The organism is Pantoea sp. GABEPS69, from assembly GCF_045780835.1.
In the GTDB taxonomy this organism is placed as follows: domain Bacteria; phylum Pseudomonadota; class Gammaproteobacteria; order Enterobacterales; family Enterobacteriaceae; genus Pantoea; species Pantoea septica.
In genome coordinates this window covers 69,243-89,048 of the sequence record NZ_CP118621.1, presented here as the reverse complement: position 1 = coordinate 89,048, position 19,806 = coordinate 69,243, and the positions used below count along the sequence as shown (strand labels likewise).

The following is a 19,806-nucleotide window of genomic DNA, read 5'->3' as shown; positions in this document are numbered from 1 at the left end:
AGGGATAAATGCAGGCTCATTTGCAGGTATTGTGGGTTTGAGAGCTGCGCTGGTTGCAGCTAATGTGAGCTGATAATCAGCGGTAAATGCAGGTCGTACCTATTTCAAATGCAGGTCGCTACACCTATAGACATGATCAGCGCAAGCACGTCTCAGATGTCCAAACGGTACGGATTTATACATGTTGACCAGGATGATATGGGGAACGGAACACTAAAACGCTCCCGTAAGAAAAGCTTCCACTGGTATAAAAAAGTCATCGCCACGAACGGAAAAGACCTCAGTAGTTAACACAGCACAGCCCTGGCAGCACTGTGCTGTCAGGGCGTCCCACAATTCCGCGCGGATACCTCCCGGTCCTACTGTGCATTATTCCCGGGTACGGTCTTTCACCCAACGGCGGTATAATGCCGGATTCATACCGGTCATCCGGCTGAAGACCCTCCTGAAGCTGCCCTCATCCGCGTAACCTGCATCAGCTGCGATCTGCTTTATGGTTTTAGCGGATGTTTCAAGAGCCAGCCTTGCCATTTCACACCTGATCCTGTCGATAAACTGTTTCGGTGACTCGCCTGTTTCCGCCTTTATACGCCTGTGAAAGGTTCGCTCCGAAATGGCAAGGCGCCGGCACAGCTCTCTTGTGGTAAGCAGCGTTGATGCTTCCTGCCTTATAAAAAATTCTGCACCGGGCAGAATACTGTCCGGCCGGCTGAGGTGCGCGGTGGGCATATAAACAGCCCTTGCGGGAGGCGTTGTATCCACTACAGCAAATTCTGCTGCAATGCGCGCAGCCTCCGTCCCCTCAAGCTGACGCACAACGTGTAAGGCCACATCAATCCATGAAAGCGGCCCGCCAGCCGTAACTATACGGTTATCCTCAGTCAGAGCATTGCCCCAGATGGCGTTTGCCCGGGGATAACGGCGCTTGAGCTCATCGTACAGCCACCAGGTTGTCGTACATTTTCTGCCGTTGAGCAGCCCCGCCTCGCCCAGCATAAACACTCCGCTGCACGAGCCACAAGCCAGCGCGCCATGCACGTACTGTTGCCGTATCCATGACGCTATGCTGCCCAGCTTACCGAGCTGTGGCGGTGTGTTTGATGCATCGGGTACAAACCCGGGGATCAGAACCGCATCGCATGATTTGATATCTGCCAGTGCCGCATCGGCGGTCAGTAACCGCCCGCTTCCGTCGGTCACAGGCCGCCCGTCCGGACTTGCTGTCATGATATTAAAGGGTGACGGCTCCTTGCGAGCAGCTGATATGGCTCTTCCGGCAAGAGAGAACATATCAGCCAGCCCGGTATAGCCTGAAGCAAGGCATCCCGGGGAAGCAATAATGACTATCTTTTTCATCTCAGTCCTGTAATTGGCCGAAAATGCCGGTTTAATGGCAGATTCGCCACAGTGCCATGTTGCCTAACCCTGATACAATTATTCTCGTAAGAAAGCCATGATTATTACAACAGGAGAAAGAAACAATGAGTACAACAGCAGGACTGATTTCATTTAAAGCGAGAGAAGGAAAAGGCGCTGAAGTAGCAGAGCGCATAGCCGCTGCTTTGCCTCATGTTAATGCAGAAGAGGGCACCACTCACTGGCTGGTGATCCGCTCAGAAACGAGTCCTGAAACGGTTTTCCTTGTAGATCTGTTCAGTAGTACAGACTCAAGGGAACTCCATATGTCCGGTGAAGCAGCTAAACAAATATTCGCTACCGTACCCGCTCTGCTGGCAGAAGAGCCACACATTCATCCTGCGGTTTTGATTGCGGCAAAAGGTATTTAATTCGGTACGTTATGAGTTCAGCTCACATCTCATAGCGCACATAGAAGGCTGTAAATTTTACATGTCCGCTTTTCGCGGACATTTTTGATGAAAATTCTAGAGCGGTAACCCTAAGCAGCCAAATCTGACCGGGTATACCCAAAAGTCACCCCTGAATCGCCACGGATAATCTAGACACTTCCGAGCCGTTGATGGACTGACCCCGCCCCGGTAGACGATCCTGCCCTATAGTTTGGACTGACCCCACGCCTGTAGACAAATCCTGTCCTCACGACGAGGCCTGTTCGAAGGCCTCCGGACTGACGCCGCCGAGGTGGCTGTGGCGCCGGGACCGGTTATAGAAGACTTCAATGTAATCGAAGATATCCGCCCGGGCCAGATCCCTGGTTTTATATATGCGTTTTCTGATCCGTTCTTTTTTCAGCGAACTGAAGAACGATTCGGCCACCGCATTATCCCAGCAGTTACCACGCCGGCTCATGCTCGGCGCCAGGTTATTGGCCCGGTAGAAGCGCTGCCAGTCGTCACTGCCGTACTGGCTGCCCTGATCGCTATGTACGATAACCTCGCTGTCTGGTTTTCGGCGCCAGACCGCCATCATCAGCGCGTCGAGCGCCAGTTCGCGTGAGAGAGTGGGTTTCATCGACCAGCCGACCACATTACGGGCGAAGAGATCGATAACCACCGCCAGATACAGCCAGCCCTGCCAGGTGCGGATATAAATAATATCGGTGACCCAGACCTGGTTGGCCCGGACAACGGTGAACTGCCGCTGCACGCGATTAGGAGCAACGACTGAAGGCCTGCCAGCGATACGACGTGGCGCTTTATAGCCGCGCACAGCTTTAATCCGGTTCAGTTGCATGATCCGACCCACCCGGTTTCTACCACAGGTTTCCCCGATTTCGTTCAGATCGCCATGAACCCGCCGGTAACCGTATACGCCTCCGCTCAGGGAATATGAGTCGCGGATAAGCATCAGCAGGCGCTGGTTATCTTTATCACGCGCCGAGACAGGGTTATGCAGCCACGCATAGAACCCGGCCCGGGCGACATTCAGTACCCGACACATCGTCATCACACCCCATACTGAACCGCCCCGGTAATCCTGGAGACTACACTCTTTGAGAGAGGTAACCAGGATGACAAAACATAACCGATTTCCCCCTGAAGTTCGTCAACGCGCTATTCGTATGGTTCTGGAAAACCAGAATACCTACAACTCACAATGGGCCGCTATCTGCTCCATTGCCCCTAAGATCGGCTGCACTCCCGAGACATTGCGTATCTGGATCCGTCAGCAGGAGCCCGTTGATGATGAGCAGAATGCGCTGACTGCCAGCGAACGCCAGCGTCTGAAAGAACTGGAGCGGGAAGTCCGCGAGCTGCGCCGCAGCAATGATATTCTGCGTCAGGCTTCAGCGTATTTTGCCCAGGCGGAGCTCGACCGCCACTGGAAAAAATAATGCCGCTTCTGGAAAATCTGAGCGGTGAACACGGGGTCGGGCCAGTCTGTCATGAGCTGGATATTGCTCCGTCAACGTACTACTGGCATCAGCAACGCCGGAAGTGTCCTGAACGACGCAGTAGTCGGGATAAACGCGATGCCGTGCTGATACCTGAGATACAGCGCGTATACGAAGAAAACTACAGCGTTTACTGTGTGCGTAAGGTCTGGCGACAGCTAAAACGTGAAGGTGTCGGCGTTGCCCGCTGCACCATTGAGCGCCTGATGAAAGCCCTGCAGCTACGTGGGGTGACACGCGGCAAAAGTGTCAGAACCACCCGCAGCAACAAAGCCGAAACACCGCAGGATCGGGTGAACCGGCAGTTCGTGGCTGAACGGCCCGATAGTCTTTGGGTGGCCGATTTTACCTACGTCAGCACCTGGCAGGGGTTCGCATATGTGGCCTTCACCATTGATGTGTTCGCCGGTGTTATCGTGGGCTGGCGGGTCTCATCCACGATGGAAACGTCGTTCGTGCTGGATGCACTGGAGCAGGCGCTGTGGGCCAGACGCCCGAGCGGTACCATCCATCACAGCGACAAAGGTTCGCAATATGTGTCACTGGCGTACACGCAACGGCTGCAGGACGCGGAGCTGCTGGCTTCAACAGGCAGCACGGGCGACTCATATGACAATGCGATGGCAGAAAGTATCAACGGGTTGTACAAAGCGGAGGTGATCCACAGGCAAAGCTGGAAAACCCGACAGGATGTTGAGCTGGCTACGCTGAAATGGGTGGACTGGTACAATAATCACCGATTGATGGAACGGACCGGATATATCCCGCCAGTGGAGGCAGAAAAAGCCTATTACGCTTCGCTGAATTACCGGGATGTGGCAGCCTGATCACTCAGGCAAAATACTCTCCAGGAAAACCGGAGCGGTTCAGACTGAGTTAAGACAGCTTTTCACTGCAGTCAATAAAGGATGCTGATATAAAAATGGTTTGTTTCTGGCTGAGAATTTAGTTGTACATGTCAGACAGTGTCCGCTTCTGGGACAGGACGTTAAAGCCCCGTTATTTAAGGCTGGCGAGCAATGCGCAGCCGGCTATTTATATGCCGCATAGCGGCATGAAGGCGCCAGCTGGAGCTACATATCATTCTGCAGCATAACGGCGCCGGTAGCGCGGCGCAGCCGCTTGCTGACGCATATATCGCACAAATCCCACCACGCCCTGCCAGACGCCGTTGAAGCAGCGGCCTTTCAGGCGCACAGAAGCCAGACGGTCGGAGACAAAAGAAAGAATCCGCAGCACCACCCACAGCGATACCCAACCCATTAGTTACAGCACTCATTTATAAGCCACAAAGATACCGGCCCTCCGGGCCGGGCGGCCGGGCTGGTTAGGGGGGGCAACCGGGCTTCAGATCCGGCTCCGGGGGTTTGCCGGAGAGGGGCACGGGGTTTCAGGTTCGGTTCGGGTGGGGGTTAAATGGAAGCATTAACGAATGATGTAACTAATAGGCGTTGCCCGTCGCCTGACGGCGGGAGCTACTTCAGGTTCTGAGCTGCGCGGACGTCTGCGGCCGCTGCAAATTTATCCTCGCCAGATGCCTGTATGAAAACCTTATTTATTATTTTGATTATTCTTTCTGACGTAAGTCAGGACTGTTTTGCGCGTAGCGCTGACTGTATTTGCTGCTAATTATTCGATACTGATTGCGGGTAACTGTGGTTAAAAAAAGCGGCACGCTGTTAGCAGCCACAGCAATGAATTCATGGCGAATATTTTAGCGTAGAAAAAGGCGTTCAGCTCCCGGCACAAACGACTTTACCGCCAGTCAAGGCGGTTAAAATGAGAGGGCGAGTCAGTGGACTATATCGGGTATTTCGGGCAGTACAGCCTCATAGTCGAGCCCCAGATCCAGCTGCCGCAGGCATTTCCACACCAGGCGGTCAAAGTCTTTAGGGGGAAGTGTTTTCCACTCGTGGACCGGACGCGCGCGGAGCAGTTTGGCCATTGCATTACGCCTGTCATCGATTGACAGCTTACTCAGGCGCTTACGGCGCTTCTGCCTTGAAGCTTTATCACGACGACTGATCAGCGTGGCCATGCGCATATTTTCATACCAGCGCCGGCGCGCGGAGCGAACTGAGGCGTGTGTGCCTAGCTCGATGATCCCGTCGGCCTCTGCGGCAAGGCGTTCATTACGCTCAGCCAGAAATTTGTCCATGTCGATGCCGCACAGCTGCCAGAACTGGTCGGTCAGCACGATATGGCGCGGCATGCAGTAGCCGGTTACCGGGTCCATTTCAAGGTCCGGCCGCTCAATCAGGCCGTAACGCTCCCATTCTTCAAACAGACGAGACAACCGGCTTGGCTCTACGCGCGTTTCCGAAATGACGTTGCCGTTTTCGTCTTTCGGGCTCAGTTCATCGGCCAGCTTGCTGCCGTTAAAGGTTACAACAGAGGTGGCAAGGTCCGCGCGTTGAATGCACAGCGGCCATATAGCATCATACAGCGCCTGCTTTTCCGGACGGAAATCCCGTTTACGACCTGCGGCATCGCGCAGCTGAACAAAGTAAGGGTGGCGCGACATACGCTGGCGCAGCGTCATTTTCCCGGTGCGCTTGTCTCTGACGACAAGGCGGCTCATGGCGTGCCCCATCTGACCAGGGAGGCGTCGGTAAACTTCCGGTGCAAACCACTCGGGATTAGAGCACTTACAGATTGTTGAATGGTCGCCCCGATGGCGCCTGTCAGGCCGCAAAACCTGAGCAAATGAAGTGTTCTTATCCACCACACTCTGCGCTTAAATTGCACGGGAGGAGTACGCACAGAACGGATTGTCTTTTTCCGGGCATAAATCTATACTCCCCGCATAGAGCAATCGTTCTATGCGGTTCTCTTGGGCCCCGGTAATCTTGTCCTGTCGCCAAACTAGAAAGTTTATCGGGGCTTTTTCTTTTCTGATTTGGTACTACCGCCTCAGATCCCTGCCACCTTCCGGCGTGACCAGCCATAAACTCTTAACTGTCCGTAATCTATCATTCAGAAACGCATTCGGCAATAACGTCACCCCTACTACAGCAACTTGCTTTTTCGCGCTTCAGCCTCAATCATGATTTCAAGCATGTCTGCCTGCGTTATTCCCTTTAGCTCACAAATCTTCACCAGGGCCTCTTTAACTTCAGGCCTTACAAAGACGCTGATTTCTTTGTGCGTTTCACGTTTTCTCGCCTTATAGGCGCGAACGCGATCCTTATGGGGAGTTGGCTGCTCTCTGTTACGGGTGCGTTTCTTTTCGGGAGCTGATGTTACTGAATCTCGGGAGCTCATGCTCGTACCCTGCTGCAAAATAAGACTTTCCGCAGAATACCATAAGCCAAATCAGTAATGTCCCTTATTTATAATACCAGTTCAGTTGCTGGAAAACTGACTGCACCGGCTTTACAAATAATAAAGCACAGTTGCCAGTACGGCAGGTAGTGTTCGGCAAGTTCAGGCATACCCTTGATGGTCAGCGCATCTTCGCTGTGGCTTTGTTGAATAAATCAGATTTCGGGTAAGTCTCCCCCGTAGCGGGTTGTGTTTTCAGGCAATACGCACGCTTTCAGGTATACCTGCTTTCGTCATTTTGTTCAGCGCTCGTACCAGGGCCATAGCCTCCGCAACCTGACCATCGTAGTCACGCAGCGTCAGTGAACCCCCGAACAGCTGTTTTACCCGGTACATCGCCGTTTCCGCTATCGAGCGACGGTTGTAATCTGTTGTCCATTTCCACCGCGCATTACTCCCGGTCATTCGCTGATTAGCCACTGCACGGTTACGGTCTGCATATTCACCGGGCCAGTAACCCGCACCTTTTCGGGGAGGGATAAGCGCGCTGATTTTCTTACGCCGCAGTTCATCGTGACATAGCCGGGTATCGTAAGCGCCATCGGCGGCGGCTGACCTGATTTTCCGGTGGGTTTGCCGGATTAACCCGGGGAAGGCCTCTGAGTCCGTAACGTTGTTCAGCGACAGGTCAGCGCAGATGATTTCATGTGTTTTACTGTCAACGGCGAGATGCAGCTTACGCCAGATACGGCGGCGTTCCTGGCCATGCTTTTTGACTTTCCACTCGCCTTCACCGAAGACCTTCAGCCCGGTGGAATCAATTACCAGGTGTGCGATTTCACCCCGGGTGGGCGTTTTGAAACTGACATTAACCGACTTTGCCCGCCTGCTGACACAGCTGTAATCCGGGCAGCGTAGCGGAACGTTCATCAGAGAAAAAATGGAATCAATAAAGCCCTGCGCAGCCCGCAGGGTCAGCCTGAATACGCGTTTAATGACCAGCACAGTAGTGATGGCAAGGTCAGAATAGCGCTGAGGTCTGCCTCGTGAAGAAGGTGTTGCTGACTCATACCAGGCCTGAATAGCTTCATCATCCAGCCAGAAAGTTATGGAGCCACGGTTGATGAGGGCTTTATTGTAGGTGGGCCAGTTGGTGATTTTGAACTTTTGCTTTGCCACGGAACGGTCTGCGTTGTCGGGAAGATACGTGATCTGATCCTTCAACTCAGCAAAAGTTCGATTTATTCAACAAAGCCATAGGTATTTGCAAACACAATGGTGCGCTTCTGTGAGGCGTATTTCACCCCTTCATCTTCAGGAAAGAAATAGGCGAAATGCTTGGGATAGCTGTTAGCTTCGCCAGCAATAGCAAACAGGTCGACAATTTTGTAGCGGCATCCAGGAAGCGCAACCAGTCGCTGGTCGATATGATTTTGCAGCCAGCACAGGTTATCCGGAAAGAGCTCATCCACCACATCCGAAACTTCCTGCAGCCCGCGATCAGGTAACCCAAACCAGGCGGAATAATGCTGCGTGCGAGACTTACCTACCCATGTCGACATATAACCTATTCCCTGCACCAGCTCCTGTTCATCCAGTCCTGCTATCTGCGGGAGAAGTTCTTTTGCTGTGCTGGTGTCAGAGAGGATTTCTGCACGTAACTGCAACGCTTTGCAGCTATCCGGATCGTCAAATTCCTGCGCAAGCTTGAAACAGATAATGCTTAGCTTTTCTTCAACAGACTGAAGCAGCGTACTCCCGGTCCGTGTGGAAATCGGGTGAATATGACTGGCCGCCTCTGCAAGACGCGTAGCCTGGTGGATAAGGTCCAGCGCCGCGGGCGAAAGTGAGTCAGGCAGAGGGATATCCATCATGTGGATATGGTATGAGTCAGCAGCGGGCCAGAACGGCGTCGTAAACATGAAATTCCCTTCCATTATCAGTAACGAGAAGCTTACTTAATCATTGCATCTGTAATCGGTATTGGAAGGAATTGCGCGATGGAGGTCGGAAAGAACGGTTCACTTCAGAACCATAACCGACTACTTCGCTTCGCAGTAAATTAAAGGGCGTGTAGAAAAGCATGATCAAGCGGGGCCAGGCAGTCTAACGCAGTGACAGAGCGTCAAGGGACGTTATACCCGAGAGAATTGCCCTGCACCGCATAAATCAACAGAGTTCGGTTAGAGCAATGTCCGCTTTTGGCACAAAGCAGACATCAGTATCACTATCCTGATAAGCCCTCTCCGGCTCCCCGACGTTGCCGGGTCGTCAGCACCACTTCGCTAACCGGCAGGACCAGTAAGCCCCGCCGAACCGTGAAAAGTTTCAGGCAAAGCATTGCGGCTGGGGTCTGATGGCAACGGTAAGGCACGTTCCTGCTGCTGACTGCTCAGGTTGGCCTCAAATGAGGCCGAAAAAAGGGAAAATGGTCAATGTCCTGAGACCAAATTAAGTGGTGTTCTCAGTTGCGGGCGAGGCGAGAGGGCACAGTCTTCTATGAGCGAAAAGCGGACCTGACATTGGAACCCGGCTACATATGGACGACGTAGCCGGCAGAGAGTTTTAGCTTTGCTTGTTCTGGTAAAGATCCCAGCGGTTGCCGTATAGGTCTTCAAATACAACCACTGTGCCGTACTCCTCTTCACGAGGCGCTTGGGAGAATTCAACACCTTTTGATTTCATGGCGTTATAGTCGCGCCAGAAGTCATCAGTCTGGAGAAAAAGGAATACCCTGCCGCCGCATTGATTGCCGATAAAATCTTCCTGCCTTTCATTCGAAGCGCGTGCAAGAAGAAGATTGCAATCGCTTTCCGGGTTAGGTGTAACTACGACCCAGCGTTTCCCCGGTTGCGGTGTATCCTCAACGAGGGTAAACCCCAGCTTTTCCGTGTAATTCTCAATTGCCCGATCATAGTCATCAACCACTATGGCCACATATCCCAGGCATCGCTTCTGCGTTCTCATTTCTGCTCCATCAGGTTTCAGGCATAACTGTCCAGAAACTTCTTTTTAACACAAACGTCCCCATTCGCCGTCTGGATTGGTCCAGAGTACTGACCCCCGCTTCCGGCACCAGCCGTCATCAAGTAATTCTGGTTCGCTTAGAGCGAACAACGGACTTTTCACTGATGACGACTAAGTATTTTTATTCCGTTGAACATAACATCCCTGTTGTGCAGGACATGAAAAAGCCCGCCGGAAGCGGGCTTTTCCTATAAAACTTCATGAAACCGATCCGTCTGAGCGTCCCCTCCGGCTGGCCCGGCCTCCTTTTTTTCCTGCTTCACTGGCTCGCTCAGGGTTATTTCTGAAGTTACCTCCACTCATGCGGCCGCCTTTCCGACCAGCTTCTGCCGCCCGTTCAGGATCTTCTGCAAAGTTACCGGCACCACCACGATGTCCTGACATATTCCCTCCAGTTTGGGTTAAGTATCGTTCTCTCAAAGTATAAAGGGATATTCAGCAGGTAGGTTTTAGCAACCATCTGTGACGGCGTTAAAACGGCGCACGAGATACGCTTAGAGAGCAGTTTTTCAATGTATAAAGCCTCTGGTATTGGGCTTTACCATTATCAGTTTATCCACTGAAAAGCGTTTCTGTTACAGCGCTACTAGCAGCGTACAGATATAAAATTTATTCGCGTGTAGTAAAACGGGCATGTCCGTTTCTGGCACAAAGCGGCCTAGCGATGTTTGTAATGATATGTACAAAAACATCCTTGGCGCAGGATGTTTTCCGTTTTCAAAGCCGCCCCAGTAGCAGCGGCTGAACAGTGACTATCATGGAGTTCTCAGGGGTCGTGAGCGTGCGGGATTTTCAATACTGGATGCGAGGGACCGGCCAACCGCAGGGCGGCAGGCCGTTAGCTACGTGTTAGCCAGACAGCATTACAGCTGTTCCCAGTCAGGGAGACGTGCCGCTTTACGGCGTTTACGGAAGACAAAGGCCATACAGACGCCATAAAAGAGACCGGCAATCAGGGAGGTTATCAGGCCTGTTAACGGGCTCATTCCCCTTGGTTGCCAGCTGACAAACCACATAATACATCCGTAAGAAACGGCAAAATAGGCACCAAGAAAACACAGGTTGCTGCCAAAACTGGCAAATATCGCGGGGGGAATCTTAATTCCCATCGACCACAGCAGGCGGTAGGTAAAAGGGATACGCGTGGTTTTCTTCAGCTTCTTCTCACACATCAGCACAAAGGCCTTTTCTGTTTTTCGCTTAAACTCTTCATCTTTCACTCAGTAAACCTCCTTTTAAACCGTCAGTCTGACGCTCTGACCTTACAGAATCACACCAGAACGGCAACCCTGTATTCAGTCCGGTTTTCCGGTCACCAGCACATTCAGCAGGCTCATGTCTGACCAGGTCTGGCGGACCAACTGTACGCCTGTGAAAAATACGGCCACGTTTAGCAGCAGCAGCAGGCTCAGGCTCACGTCATGCAGCGCCATGCCGGCGAGCGGCGGCAGCACCAGCGCGCTGACGCCCGTGGCTGTCATGACGGCGGTCAGGTTACGCCCGCGCACAAAGCGCCCGTTCTCCCGCCTGACAAGCTGCGGATGCAGCAGCAGGGCTACCGGCATCATGCCCGGGCGCGACTTCATGTCACGCAGGCGTGACGCGTCTACGTCAGGCAGCGCGTGCTCACTCGCAAAGCCTGCGATCACACTATCCACGGCTTTACCGATAGCAGCCGAGCAGTGGCCGTCTGCGCCCCTGCTCCAGCGGCGCAACAACAGGCCCGGCTCCCGAATCTCCGGCATCCAGGCGAACAGCATTACCAGGGCAACAATCGCGGTAGCGGCGGCAAGTAATACGATCATAAGGTTTACTCCATCGTCTTATGGGGTTTATGGCCAAACTCAGGTTCGGGTTCGCTGCGCTCGTGGCGCATCACGTTCACTTCGTCGTTCATCATTGCGCGGTCATCCCGCTCCGGCGTCATGTCATAGTCGCGATAATCAAATGCCTCCTCCTGCAGCTCTTCCAGCGCCGCTGCCAGTACGGCTTCGCGTTCGCGGTCTTTGTCCTCCGGTGTCTCCCTGCCATCATCCTGCACTGCCGGCTCCGGCTCTTTCTCCTCCTGACCCAGCGCGGCCTTAACGGCTTTCTCCAGCGCCTCAGCCTCACGACGGTCCAGCTCTTCCCCTCCGGATGCCGCTGCGGTTGCAGACGTCGCAGCGCGGCTGCTTTCCGGGCGTTCACTGTGGTCAGCAGCGAGCACGACAGGGCTTTCCGGGTTGTCCTTCATCAGCTGCAGCGCCTCCGCGACATCCGCGGCTTCCAGCACCTTTCCGTGCTTTTCTCCGCGCTGCAGCACAATACGGCTGCCGTCCGCTGCCCCTTCATAGTGGGCGGATGAAAAGTCCACCTCTCCGCTGGAGGGTGACACCGGAACGTGCCAGTTCCCGCGCTGACGGCCGTGCTCGTTGATAACCGGCCACAGCATTTCCGGCGTTTTCCCCGCCATAAACCGCGCGTCCGCCGTCAGGTCCTGATCGACCCGGTCCGCCAGGCGCGTGCCGGACACCGGCAGGCTTTTGTCCCACGCCTGCATTTCCCGCCCCGCCCGTACGTCCTCCGCCCGCATCAGCACGTCGTGCACCGTCTGCCGCCGCCCGCTTTTACTCTCCACTTTCGTCGCCCAGCCGGACAGGTTGTCAAAGTAGGTCTGAACGTGCTCCTTTGACCGTGAAAGCTCGACGTAGGTACTGTCCATCGCCGCCATCCGGCCCCTTGCTCCCTCTTCGCCAAAGAGGCCGATGAGGTACTTCACGGACGCGCCCTGCGAGCTGTAGGTGGTGACGGCGTAGCCGTAGTCCATGTGGCGGTCGGCGTAGCGCGCGGTGGGATCAAAAGACAGCTGCCGGTCGCCGGTATCGAGCAGAATTTTTCCCTCCTCCGTAATGCCTGACACCACGGCCATGTCGCTGGCGCGCACGTTGCGGTCGCGGTCCGTTGCCGTCAGGCGGATTTTTTCGCCGGAGCTGATTTCCCGCTCTACCTCCTTAAACACCGCCACGTCCTCCTTGCGCATCTCGGCAGGTCTGATCCAGCGGTCCGGCGCGCCATCAAGCCCGGCCATGCGCACCACGCCGCTCTCCGTGTCGGTTTCACCCACCCGGAAATACTGCTCGCCCCGGCGCACCACGTTGCCCTCCTGCGCCTCCCAGAACGTCTGTCGGCCCAGATCGGCGTTGCTGTTGTTGACCCGTACCAGCAGGGGAACCGTGACGCTGTCACCCAGCGCGCCCTGCTCCTGCAGCCGGTTGTGCACGGCGCTGTTGATGGCCTCGCGGTCGGCGTTGAGCTCCGCCACGATAAGCGTGTTATCGCGCGCCTCCGGCGTCCGGCCGGCGTAGTCGTCGGCAATCATTCCGGTCAGGTCGGGTTTTTCGGCCTCCTCACCTGCGGGCCCTGCCGCCTGCGCCAGCTTGCTGCCATCCATTGCGCTGCTCTCCGGAACGTATGCGTCCGGCTGGCGCGGCACACTCTGCGGACTGGTGTCCGCTGTGATGCGCACCGCCTCACGCACGTTGCCAGCGATAACCGCCTCCACGGCGGGCCTGAGCGCGGGGATCTGACGCACGATTTCCTTCATCACCGCGACGTCGGCGGCGCTGCGCTCCAGAGCCAGTGCAAACGGCGCGCCGGACTCCAGCGACTTCAGCTGGTCCTGGTCGCCGCTCAGCACGGCGCGGCCGCCGCCTTCAGCGATGACGTTCATCAGGGAGGCCAGCTGGGCGTTGCCGTTCATGGAGGACTCATCGATAACGAACACGGTATTGCGAAAGTCGCGCGCCTGTCCGGCAGCCTGCCACTGGCTGCTTTCGCTGAGGAAACTCGCGATAGTCTGCGCAGGAATACCCGCCCCGGACAGCTCGCTGACGGCGCGGTGCGTGGGCGCAAGGCCGCGAATGTCCGGAGCGTTGTCTGCGGCGGCGAGCGCGGCTGCCACGGTGCGAAACTGCGTGGTTTTCCCCACGCCGGCATAGCCCTGAATGGCGGTAAAGCGATCGCGGGTGGTCAGGATGAGGTTGCCCGCCTCGCGCTGGCCGTCCGTAAGCCCGGCGGCCTTCTCACCGCTCAGACCGCCTGCCAGCAGCGGCTTCACGCTGTTTTTGCCTTCGGCAACGTGTCGCAGGATGGACACCTCATTTTCAAAGTTCTCGCGGGAGATGTACTTCCCGGCCGCGCCCTGCTCCGCGCTGAGTTCAAAAATCTCCCCGCGCTGCACCAGGCGTGACAGCTCCTCCTGCGCGCGCTCGGGCGTGATGCTGCGGTCGGTGTTAATCACCCCGGCCAGCGCCCGGACGCCCGTGAACGTCACGTCGGTGCCGGTGGCTTTCTCGATGGCCAGCCGCATCGCGCGCTCCGGCTGCGACATCTTCCGGGACTCCAGCTCGCGCAGGGCGTCCGTCAGTTCGCTTTCCCCGGCGAGCGATTTGATGCCCTGCGTCACGCTGACCACCGGGCGGTTTTCCTCCAGGCGGCGGCCGATGGTGGCCTCGTCCAGGGGGGTGAATGCAATCACGTCCGAGCCGCTGCGGCGCAGCATGTTCACCGTCGCGTCGTTCACCTCCTTGCCCGCCAGCACCGCCACCACGCGCCCCTCCGTGCGGCGCGTGGCGCCAAAAGACTCGGCGTAGGCGTAGTCCGCGTAGAGCGGCGCGTTGCGGTCGAGCCTGACGCGCTCGCCCTTTGCGTTCTCCATCGTGATGGTATCCTTAAAGAGCCAGCGCCCCTCCTTCACGCCGGTGACTGTCAGCCGCTCCCCGCTGCCGGCGCGGCTGCCGAGATCCGCCGTGGCGCGCAGCTGCTCGCCCTCGCGCAGCTCCAGCTTTTTCTCCCGGTAAAGCCGGTAGTGGCTGTCGATGCTGGTGATGCTCACGCCCTGCGTCTGGCCTTTTTCGTCTTTCAGCGTCAGCAGGTTGTGGCGCTCGCTGACGCCGGCGATGGTGAATACCGTTTTCTGGCCCTGCCCCTCGTGGTGCTCCAGCACCATGCCCGTGCGGTACACGCTGCGGTCGTTGCGGTTGCTGGCGTCCAGCCACACCGGCACCCGCACCGTGGCCTCGCCCAGCACCCTGCCGAGCTGCCCCTCGTCGGCGAGGATTTCCCGGGTCCGGGTCGTGAGCTGGTCACGCGTGCGCGCATTGCCCGCCTGCAGCGACACCTGCCGCCCAAGCGCCTTCTCCTGCGCGTAGTAGCGCGCCGCCACGCTGAGCCGGTCCTCCACCGTGTCCTTCTGCACCATCGTCACGCGCACGTTTTCGGTCTTCGGCGAGGCTGTGAACTGTTTCACGCCCGCCGCGCTCAGCACCTCCGACGCAAAGCCCGCCGTGCGTCGGGCGTGGGTATCTGTCACGAGTGTGGCGCCGTCGTGCTGCGCCGCCGTCTTCAGCACGTCGTGCAGCCCGGATGTGTTGAATCGCTCGGCCTCCGCGACCAGCACCAGCGGGCGCGCCGGCAGATCAGCGCTTTTCATCTCCTCCGCCGTCATAAGCTGTACGCCGGGCTTATCCCCGAAGGTCGCCAGCTGACGTTTACGCGCGGCGCCGTCAGCCGCCACCACGACCAGCGGACGCTGGCTCTCGCTGGCCATCGTCATGATGCTGCGGTTCAGGTCGCTGATGAACTGCGTGCCGCCGCGCACGTCAATCAGCGACACCGCGCGATCGGCATCGGCCACCTGTGCCAGCACGCCACGCTCGCCCGCAGGCGCCGTAAGCCCACCGCGCTTTTCCGCCAGCCCGGCGGCCAGCTGTGACAGGCGCGCCTCGTCGCGGACGTGGGCGGCGGTGGTGAACAGCGTCTGGTTCTTGTCCACGGCGATCAGCTGGCCGTGGCCGATGGCGTTGTCAATGGCGCTCCGGGCCTGCCCATAGACGCCCGGGGCGACCGGGACGTGATTAAGCACGCTGGTCATCACGTCGTCATAGGTGACACGCACGCTTTTAGACGACAGTCGCTCAATGGCCTCCCGCACCGCGCCCTCCAGCGCCGGCGGCGTGGCGGTCTTTTTTTCCTGCCCGGCGCTTTCGGCTTCACGCTGCTGCTGGCGCTCTGCCAGCTCTTCCCTGAACGTCTGCACGTCAAAGCCGGTATCCTTCAGGACCGTCTGCCAGTGCTCGCGCAGGGTTTCGGGGTCTTCAAAGTGCTTGGCCTGCCGGGAGTCCAGCGCAGCCATGCTTTTCTGCTTCGCCGTCGCGTCTTCACCGACCAGATCAAGAATGTCCTGGCGACGCGAGGAAAAAGGCTTAACCGGCACGCCGGTGATGTCCCATTCCCCGCGCGGCCCGGTGTCCTCGGTCTGGTAGCCCGCGGGCTCAATAATGGATCGATAGTGGCCACGATAGAGCGCGCCAATGCTGACCTGCTCGTTCCAGACCACGTCGGTAAAGCCCTGCTTCCCGTTAATGTCGGTAGAAAGCGTTTTCCAGCCGTTTTGGGAGAGCGTGGCGTTAGCGACCACGGCGTGCGTATGCATCTGAGGTTCAAGGTTGCGACTGGTATCGTGCATGAAGGTCGCAATCACCAGGTTGCCGGTTTTCTCCATCTCGGTAATGCCGTCGGTCATGGTGCGCGTGGTGGCGAGTTTCTCAACCTCGTCCAGCGTGCGGCGCACCGCCTCCTTGTGCGCGTCCACCAGAAAGGTGTCGCCGGTCACGAGGGCGAGCACCGAGGCACTCTTGGGCGCGGAGAAAGTCAGGTCATAGCCCGGACGGTGTTTGTTGACCCCGCCCTCCATGCGGCGCATGTCGGTGCCGTCCGGCAGCTGGCCTTCCAGCACCGCCATGAAGGTATCGCGGTTAACCGGTCCCTCAAGGCCCAGATTTTCCGCGCCGGTGCCGTACCACTCCGTGGACTGCTCGCCGAGAAAGTAATAGTTATCTTCATTGGTGTAGTAAGCGCCGGCTTTACCGGCGCTTTTGACAGAAGAGACTGACAGCATGATGTACCTCAGAAACGATCGTCAGGGTCGAAGTCGCGATGTTTAACAATGTCCACCTGCTGCAGGGGGTTCTCCGCTGCGGGCTGCGCGGGGGGCGTCGGTGCGGCTGGCGCCGGCGCTGCAGGAGCGGCTGGATTTGCGGGCGGCGGTAGTGCCGTTACGCGCCCGCCAGCTTCAGCCGATGCTGCCTGTGCCGATGAGGAGGAAGCCGTTTCCGCAGGTGCCGTAGCGTTGTCAGCAGGCGCCGCAGCGCTCTGAGAACCTTCAGCAGGCGCGGCATTACCGGCGTTCTGTTCCTCTGCAGGCGCTGCTGCTTCAGTCGCGTCACCGAACAGCCGCCCGACAATCTGGCCGGCCTGGTTGTCGGCGGTTTCGCCCGCAAGCGTCGCCTCGATGTCCGGGTCAAACACGTCTTCCACGTCGCGCGGGATGCGCCCTTCGGCAATTTCGCGGTAGGGCTTCCAGGGCAGCTTCATGCGCACCACCGGCCACTCGCCCGGCAGGGTGATGTAGCACTCCAAATCGTTGAGGCTCTGCACGTCGGAATAGCTGACCAGAAACTCGTTGACCTCGTCTTTGGAGAACTGCACGCCGTCGCGGATGATGTCGATGCCGTAGCTGTACTGGTCCTTAAACTTCTTGTGACGCTGTTCGCCGATTTCCTTCTGTACCCAGTCCGCAATCGAACCGCTGGGCGCGCGGTAAAAGACGCGGGTGTTCAGCAGGTCCCAGATGGATTTGGCCGCGTTGGTGCCGTAGGTTTCTTCCAGCTGCGGGAAGTTCTGCAGGCCGGCGACGGTGCAGCCGCCAAACTTACGGCCCTCGGCGCAGAACTCCGGCAGAATGGGCAGCTTGTGCAGCGACGGCAGCTCGTCCAGGAAAATCCAGATGCGGCGGTTGCGGTCGGCCCTGAGCCCGAGGATGCCGGACATGGTCATGTAGAGCCACGCGCTCAGCAGCGGCTTCAGCGCATTATGGTTCTGGCCGTCGCTGGAGATGAAAATCCACGGGTTGTCGCCGCTCGCGTCTTCGGTGTGCAGCCAGTCGCGGATGTTGAACGGGCGGCGGCCGTCCTGATCGAGGCCCTGCAGGTAGCGCAGCGAGCGAACGTAGGTGGTCAGAATGGTGCGGATTGTCATCGCGGTTTTCTCGATGCTGCCGTCCACCAGGTTCGCCGCGTCAGTGCCCTCCAGAAACGCGCGCAGGTCTGTCAGGCTGATGGACATCAGCTTTTTCAGCAGCTCACCGATGCTGCGGTCCTTTTCGCGGGCCATGCGCCGCGCGGTGGCTACAAACAGCGAGCGCGCTGACAACACCCAGAACGGATCGCTGCTGCCGCTACTGTCGGGCAGCAGGGAGGTTGCGAAGTTCTCAAAGTCCCCTACGGTCTTGCACTCTTCCCACAGGTCCCAGAACGGGCAGCGCAGGTCGAAAGGGTTGAGGATTTTGTCTTTGTCCTGCCGGTAAAAGGTGGGAATGAAGTTGTTCCCTTTGTCGTACACGATGACGCGATCCCCGCGCTCGCGCAGCTGGCGCAGCAGGTCGTTCAGGGCGGTACTCTTGCCTGACCCGACCGTACCGTGGAGGCCGAAGTTCTGCATCTCCGAGTCTTTCAGAATGTGCAGACCGCAGATGCTGAGCGGAGACATCACGCCGGCCTTTTTAAGCAAGCGGTTCACCACGGCAGGGCTTGTTGCCAGTATGCGGCCGCCGGTAAATTCGCTCTCGCGCTGTTTTGCGCCCTTACTACCCAGAAACCAGGTAATGCCGAGAATGGCGGCAACAAAGCAGAATGTGGCAATGCCCCAGCCGTAAAATGCGGCGTCTTTAACGCTTTCGCCCATCTGCACGAAATACGGATCGTTCATCACCTGCTGAGCAGTGTGCTTAAACGCCACCACTTCGCCATTGGGTCGCTCAAAGTGAAAGGTCCATCCGCTTTTAGAATTTCCGCCAGAGAATTTCGACAGAGGCATGACAAACCACTTAACCAGCCAGTAGGCGCTGCCGTGAATAAACTCCTGCATGGTAAGGCGCAGCAGCATCCAGCTGAAAAATACCAGTGCTGAAAACAGCACGACCCAGTAGGAGGCGATATTCATGATCTGCACAAACATGCCGATCATGTATTTCATCACCTGGCCGCCCTGGGTAAAGTCGCGGGCGTTAAGGCTCATTGAAAGTCCTTTATGTGGAAACAGAGACAGGCGCACAGGGCTGCGGGCAGGCGAAAGCCAGACAGAAAGCTGCGCGGAATTTAGTTACGGTGCGAACGTGCCCGGATGGGCTGACGTGATGTTCCGCCTCCTCCGCCAGACGCAGGGCGCGTCAGGCTGTGCGGCGGGCGGTATCAGCTCACTGAAACGCGAAACAGAGGCTGATTAATCTGGTATTCGACAAACTGCTTTTCAGCATCGCTCAGCGCATGAAAGTGCGTGGAGAAGCGGCGGATGCTGTTCATCAGGTTGGTGGTATTGGTAAAAAAGACCGGGCAGACGGCGCGAACCTCCTGCAGCACGGGCTGGATTATCGCGGTGAACGCGTCGAGCCTTCCCTCTTCCGTCAGGTCGCTTTCGATAAGCTCCTCGTGCTCCGTCACCGGACAGACGGTCACGCCCGGATAGGCATAAAGCACGCGCAGCGTGTCCGCATATTCCCGTACGGTGCAGTCAAACGCGTCTTCCAGCGCCGGCAGCCGGTCATTGCTGCGGGTAGGCGTCAGCAGGCGTTCGGGCTCGACGGTGGCGGCGGTGAAGTATTCCGTCTGCTGACGGATAATCCCGGCTGCGTCCGCAAGTCGCCAGATTGCCGGCTCGCGCTCGGACGGCCTGTCGCCGGCGCAGACGCTCAGGCGAGGCTGACACGACGCCGGTATCCAGTTTTTAGTCAGATCCGGGGATTTATCCCGGAAAGGTGTGTTGAAAACCCCGCTCCAGAGGTGAATAACATCGGTAGCCGCATCGTCGGCACCCACGATGTGCATGTGTACCCGGTGTGTGGAGACTTCACCCTGTACGGCCCAGCGCGTATTGACGGTAATATCCGTTACGTGCTTATCCGTATTCAGCAGAATGCCGTACACGGCCTTGCGCCCTTTTTTACGGCAGACATAATGCAGCCGTTTATTGGGCGCAGGGAACCGAACAGTTATATCTTTTTCATTCTGCATATGCAGGCCTAACTCAGGAACTTCTACGTCAATTAAGTCAACAGAGACATCGGAGTAATTAAGAAAAAAGGAGGGCGTTAAATGAATAAGCATCAT

15 protein-coding genes, 2 pseudogenes and 1 other annotated feature are annotated in these 19,806 nt (G+C 57.2%); of the genes and pseudogenes, 3 read left to right on the top strand and 14 right to left on the bottom strand.

What is annotated here, in order from left to right; translation table 11 throughout:
• Positions 1 to 123 precede the first annotated feature (123 nt).
• Positions 124 to 291: pseudogene (locus PVE98_RS23575) on the top strand (family 1 glycosylhydrolase); the annotation flags it as partial.
• A gap of 78 nt (positions 292 to 369) precedes the next feature.
• Here PVE98_RS23575 and PVE98_RS23570 read toward each other — a convergent pair.
• Positions 370 to 1,356: a GlxA family transcriptional regulator gene (locus tag PVE98_RS23570; RefSeq protein ID WP_048242218.1), complete on the bottom strand. Its 987-nt coding sequence runs from the start codon at positions 1,354 to 1,356 to the stop codon at positions 370 to 372.
• Between the two features lie 125 nt (positions 1,357 to 1,481).
• On the opposite strand from PVE98_RS23570, the gene PVE98_RS23565 reads away from it, so the two are divergent.
• On the top strand, positions 1,482 to 1,787 hold the full coding sequence (locus PVE98_RS23565; protein ID WP_023328886.1) for a putative quinol monooxygenase: 306 nt from the start codon (positions 1,482 to 1,484) through the stop codon (positions 1,785 to 1,787).
• Between the two features lie 268 nt (positions 1,788 to 2,055).
• Here the strand turns inward: PVE98_RS23565 and PVE98_RS23560 are convergent.
• Positions 2,056 to 2,880 (bottom strand): annotated as a pseudogene (locus PVE98_RS23560) (IS3 family transposase); the annotation flags it as partial.
• Between the two features lie 49 nt (positions 2,881 to 2,929).
• On the opposite strand from PVE98_RS23560, the gene PVE98_RS23555 reads away from it, so the two are divergent.
• Positions 2,930 to 4,140 (top strand): IS3 family transposase gene (locus tag PVE98_RS23555; protein WP_407568613.1). Its coding sequence is split into 2 segments (ribosomal slippage): positions 2,930 to 3,215 and positions 3,215 to 4,140, totalling 1,212 coding nucleotides; the frame shifts between segments, so codons are not numbered across the junction.
• Positions 3,208 to 3,324, top strand: a sequence feature (AL1L pseudoknot). (Overlaps the previous gene by 117 nt.)
• Positions 4,141 to 4,393: 253 nt before the next feature.
• Here PVE98_RS23555 and PVE98_RS23550 read toward each other — a convergent pair.
• The 12 genes from PVE98_RS23550 to PVE98_RS23495 all read right to left on the bottom strand — a co-directional run bounded on the left by PVE98_RS23550 (position 4,394) and on the right by PVE98_RS23495 (position 19,806).
• Positions 4,394 to 4,576: a hypothetical protein gene (locus PVE98_RS23550; protein WP_069730120.1), complete on the bottom strand. Its 183-nt coding sequence runs from the start codon at positions 4,574 to 4,576 to the stop codon at positions 4,394 to 4,396.
• 529 nt (positions 4,577 to 5,105) lie between these two features.
• The gene (gene repA, locus PVE98_RS23545; RefSeq protein ID WP_256377443.1) at positions 5,106 to 6,038 is read right to left on the bottom strand and encodes a plasmid replication initiator RepA; all 933 of its coding nucleotides are present in this window, start codon (positions 6,036 to 6,038) and stop codon (positions 5,106 to 5,108) included.
• 284 nt (positions 6,039 to 6,322) lie between these two features.
• On the bottom strand, positions 6,323 to 6,577 hold the full coding sequence (locus PVE98_RS23540; protein ID WP_069730118.1) for a RepB family protein: 255 nt from the start codon (positions 6,575 to 6,577) through the stop codon (positions 6,323 to 6,325).
• Positions 6,578 to 6,832: 255 nt separating this feature from the next.
• A complete protein-coding gene (locus tag PVE98_RS23535) occupies positions 6,833 to 7,801 on the bottom strand; it encodes an IS5-like element IS903B family transposase (RefSeq protein WP_013087110.1) in 969 nt (322 codons plus the stop codon).
• 17 nt (positions 7,802 to 7,818) lie between these two features.
• The gene (locus PVE98_RS23530; protein WP_407568612.1) at positions 7,819 to 8,499 is read right to left on the bottom strand and encodes a hypothetical protein; all 681 of its coding nucleotides are present in this window, start codon (positions 8,497 to 8,499) and stop codon (positions 7,819 to 7,821) included.
• A gap of 643 nt (positions 8,500 to 9,142) precedes the next feature.
• Positions 9,143 to 9,544, bottom strand: coding sequence for a VOC family protein (locus PVE98_RS23525; RefSeq protein ID WP_069729348.1), 402 nt, complete (start codon positions 9,542 to 9,544; stop codon positions 9,143 to 9,145).
• Positions 9,545 to 9,802: 258 nt separating this feature from the next.
• Positions 9,803 to 9,988 (bottom strand): general stress protein, encoded by a 186-nt coding sequence (locus tag PVE98_RS23520; RefSeq protein ID WP_084227884.1) that lies wholly within the window; start codon positions 9,986 to 9,988, stop codon positions 9,803 to 9,805.
• A gap of 479 nt (positions 9,989 to 10,467) precedes the next feature.
• Positions 10,468 to 10,824 (bottom strand): DUF6404 family protein, encoded by a 357-nt coding sequence (locus PVE98_RS23515; RefSeq protein WP_084227886.1) that lies wholly within the window; start codon positions 10,822 to 10,824, stop codon positions 10,468 to 10,470.
• Between the two features lie 75 nt (positions 10,825 to 10,899).
• On the bottom strand, positions 10,900 to 11,409 hold the full coding sequence (locus tag PVE98_RS23510) for a hypothetical protein (protein WP_407568611.1): 510 nt from the start codon (positions 11,407 to 11,409) through the stop codon (positions 10,900 to 10,902).
• Between the two features lie 5 nt (positions 11,410 to 11,414).
• Positions 11,415 to 16,541, bottom strand: coding sequence for a conjugative transfer relaxase/helicase TraI (gene traI, locus PVE98_RS23505; RefSeq protein WP_069729350.1), 5,127 nt, complete (start codon positions 16,539 to 16,541; stop codon positions 11,415 to 11,417).
• A gap of 8 nt (positions 16,542 to 16,549) precedes the next feature.
• Positions 16,550 to 18,718, bottom strand: a complete 2,169-nt coding sequence (gene traD, locus PVE98_RS23500) for a type IV conjugative transfer system coupling protein TraD (protein WP_069729351.1) — start codon at positions 18,716 to 18,718, stop codon at positions 16,550 to 16,552.
• A gap of 173 nt (positions 18,719 to 18,891) precedes the next feature.
• A complete protein-coding gene (locus tag PVE98_RS23495) occupies positions 18,892 to 19,806 on the bottom strand; it encodes a DUF6012 family protein (RefSeq protein WP_159222890.1) in 915 nt (304 codons plus the stop codon).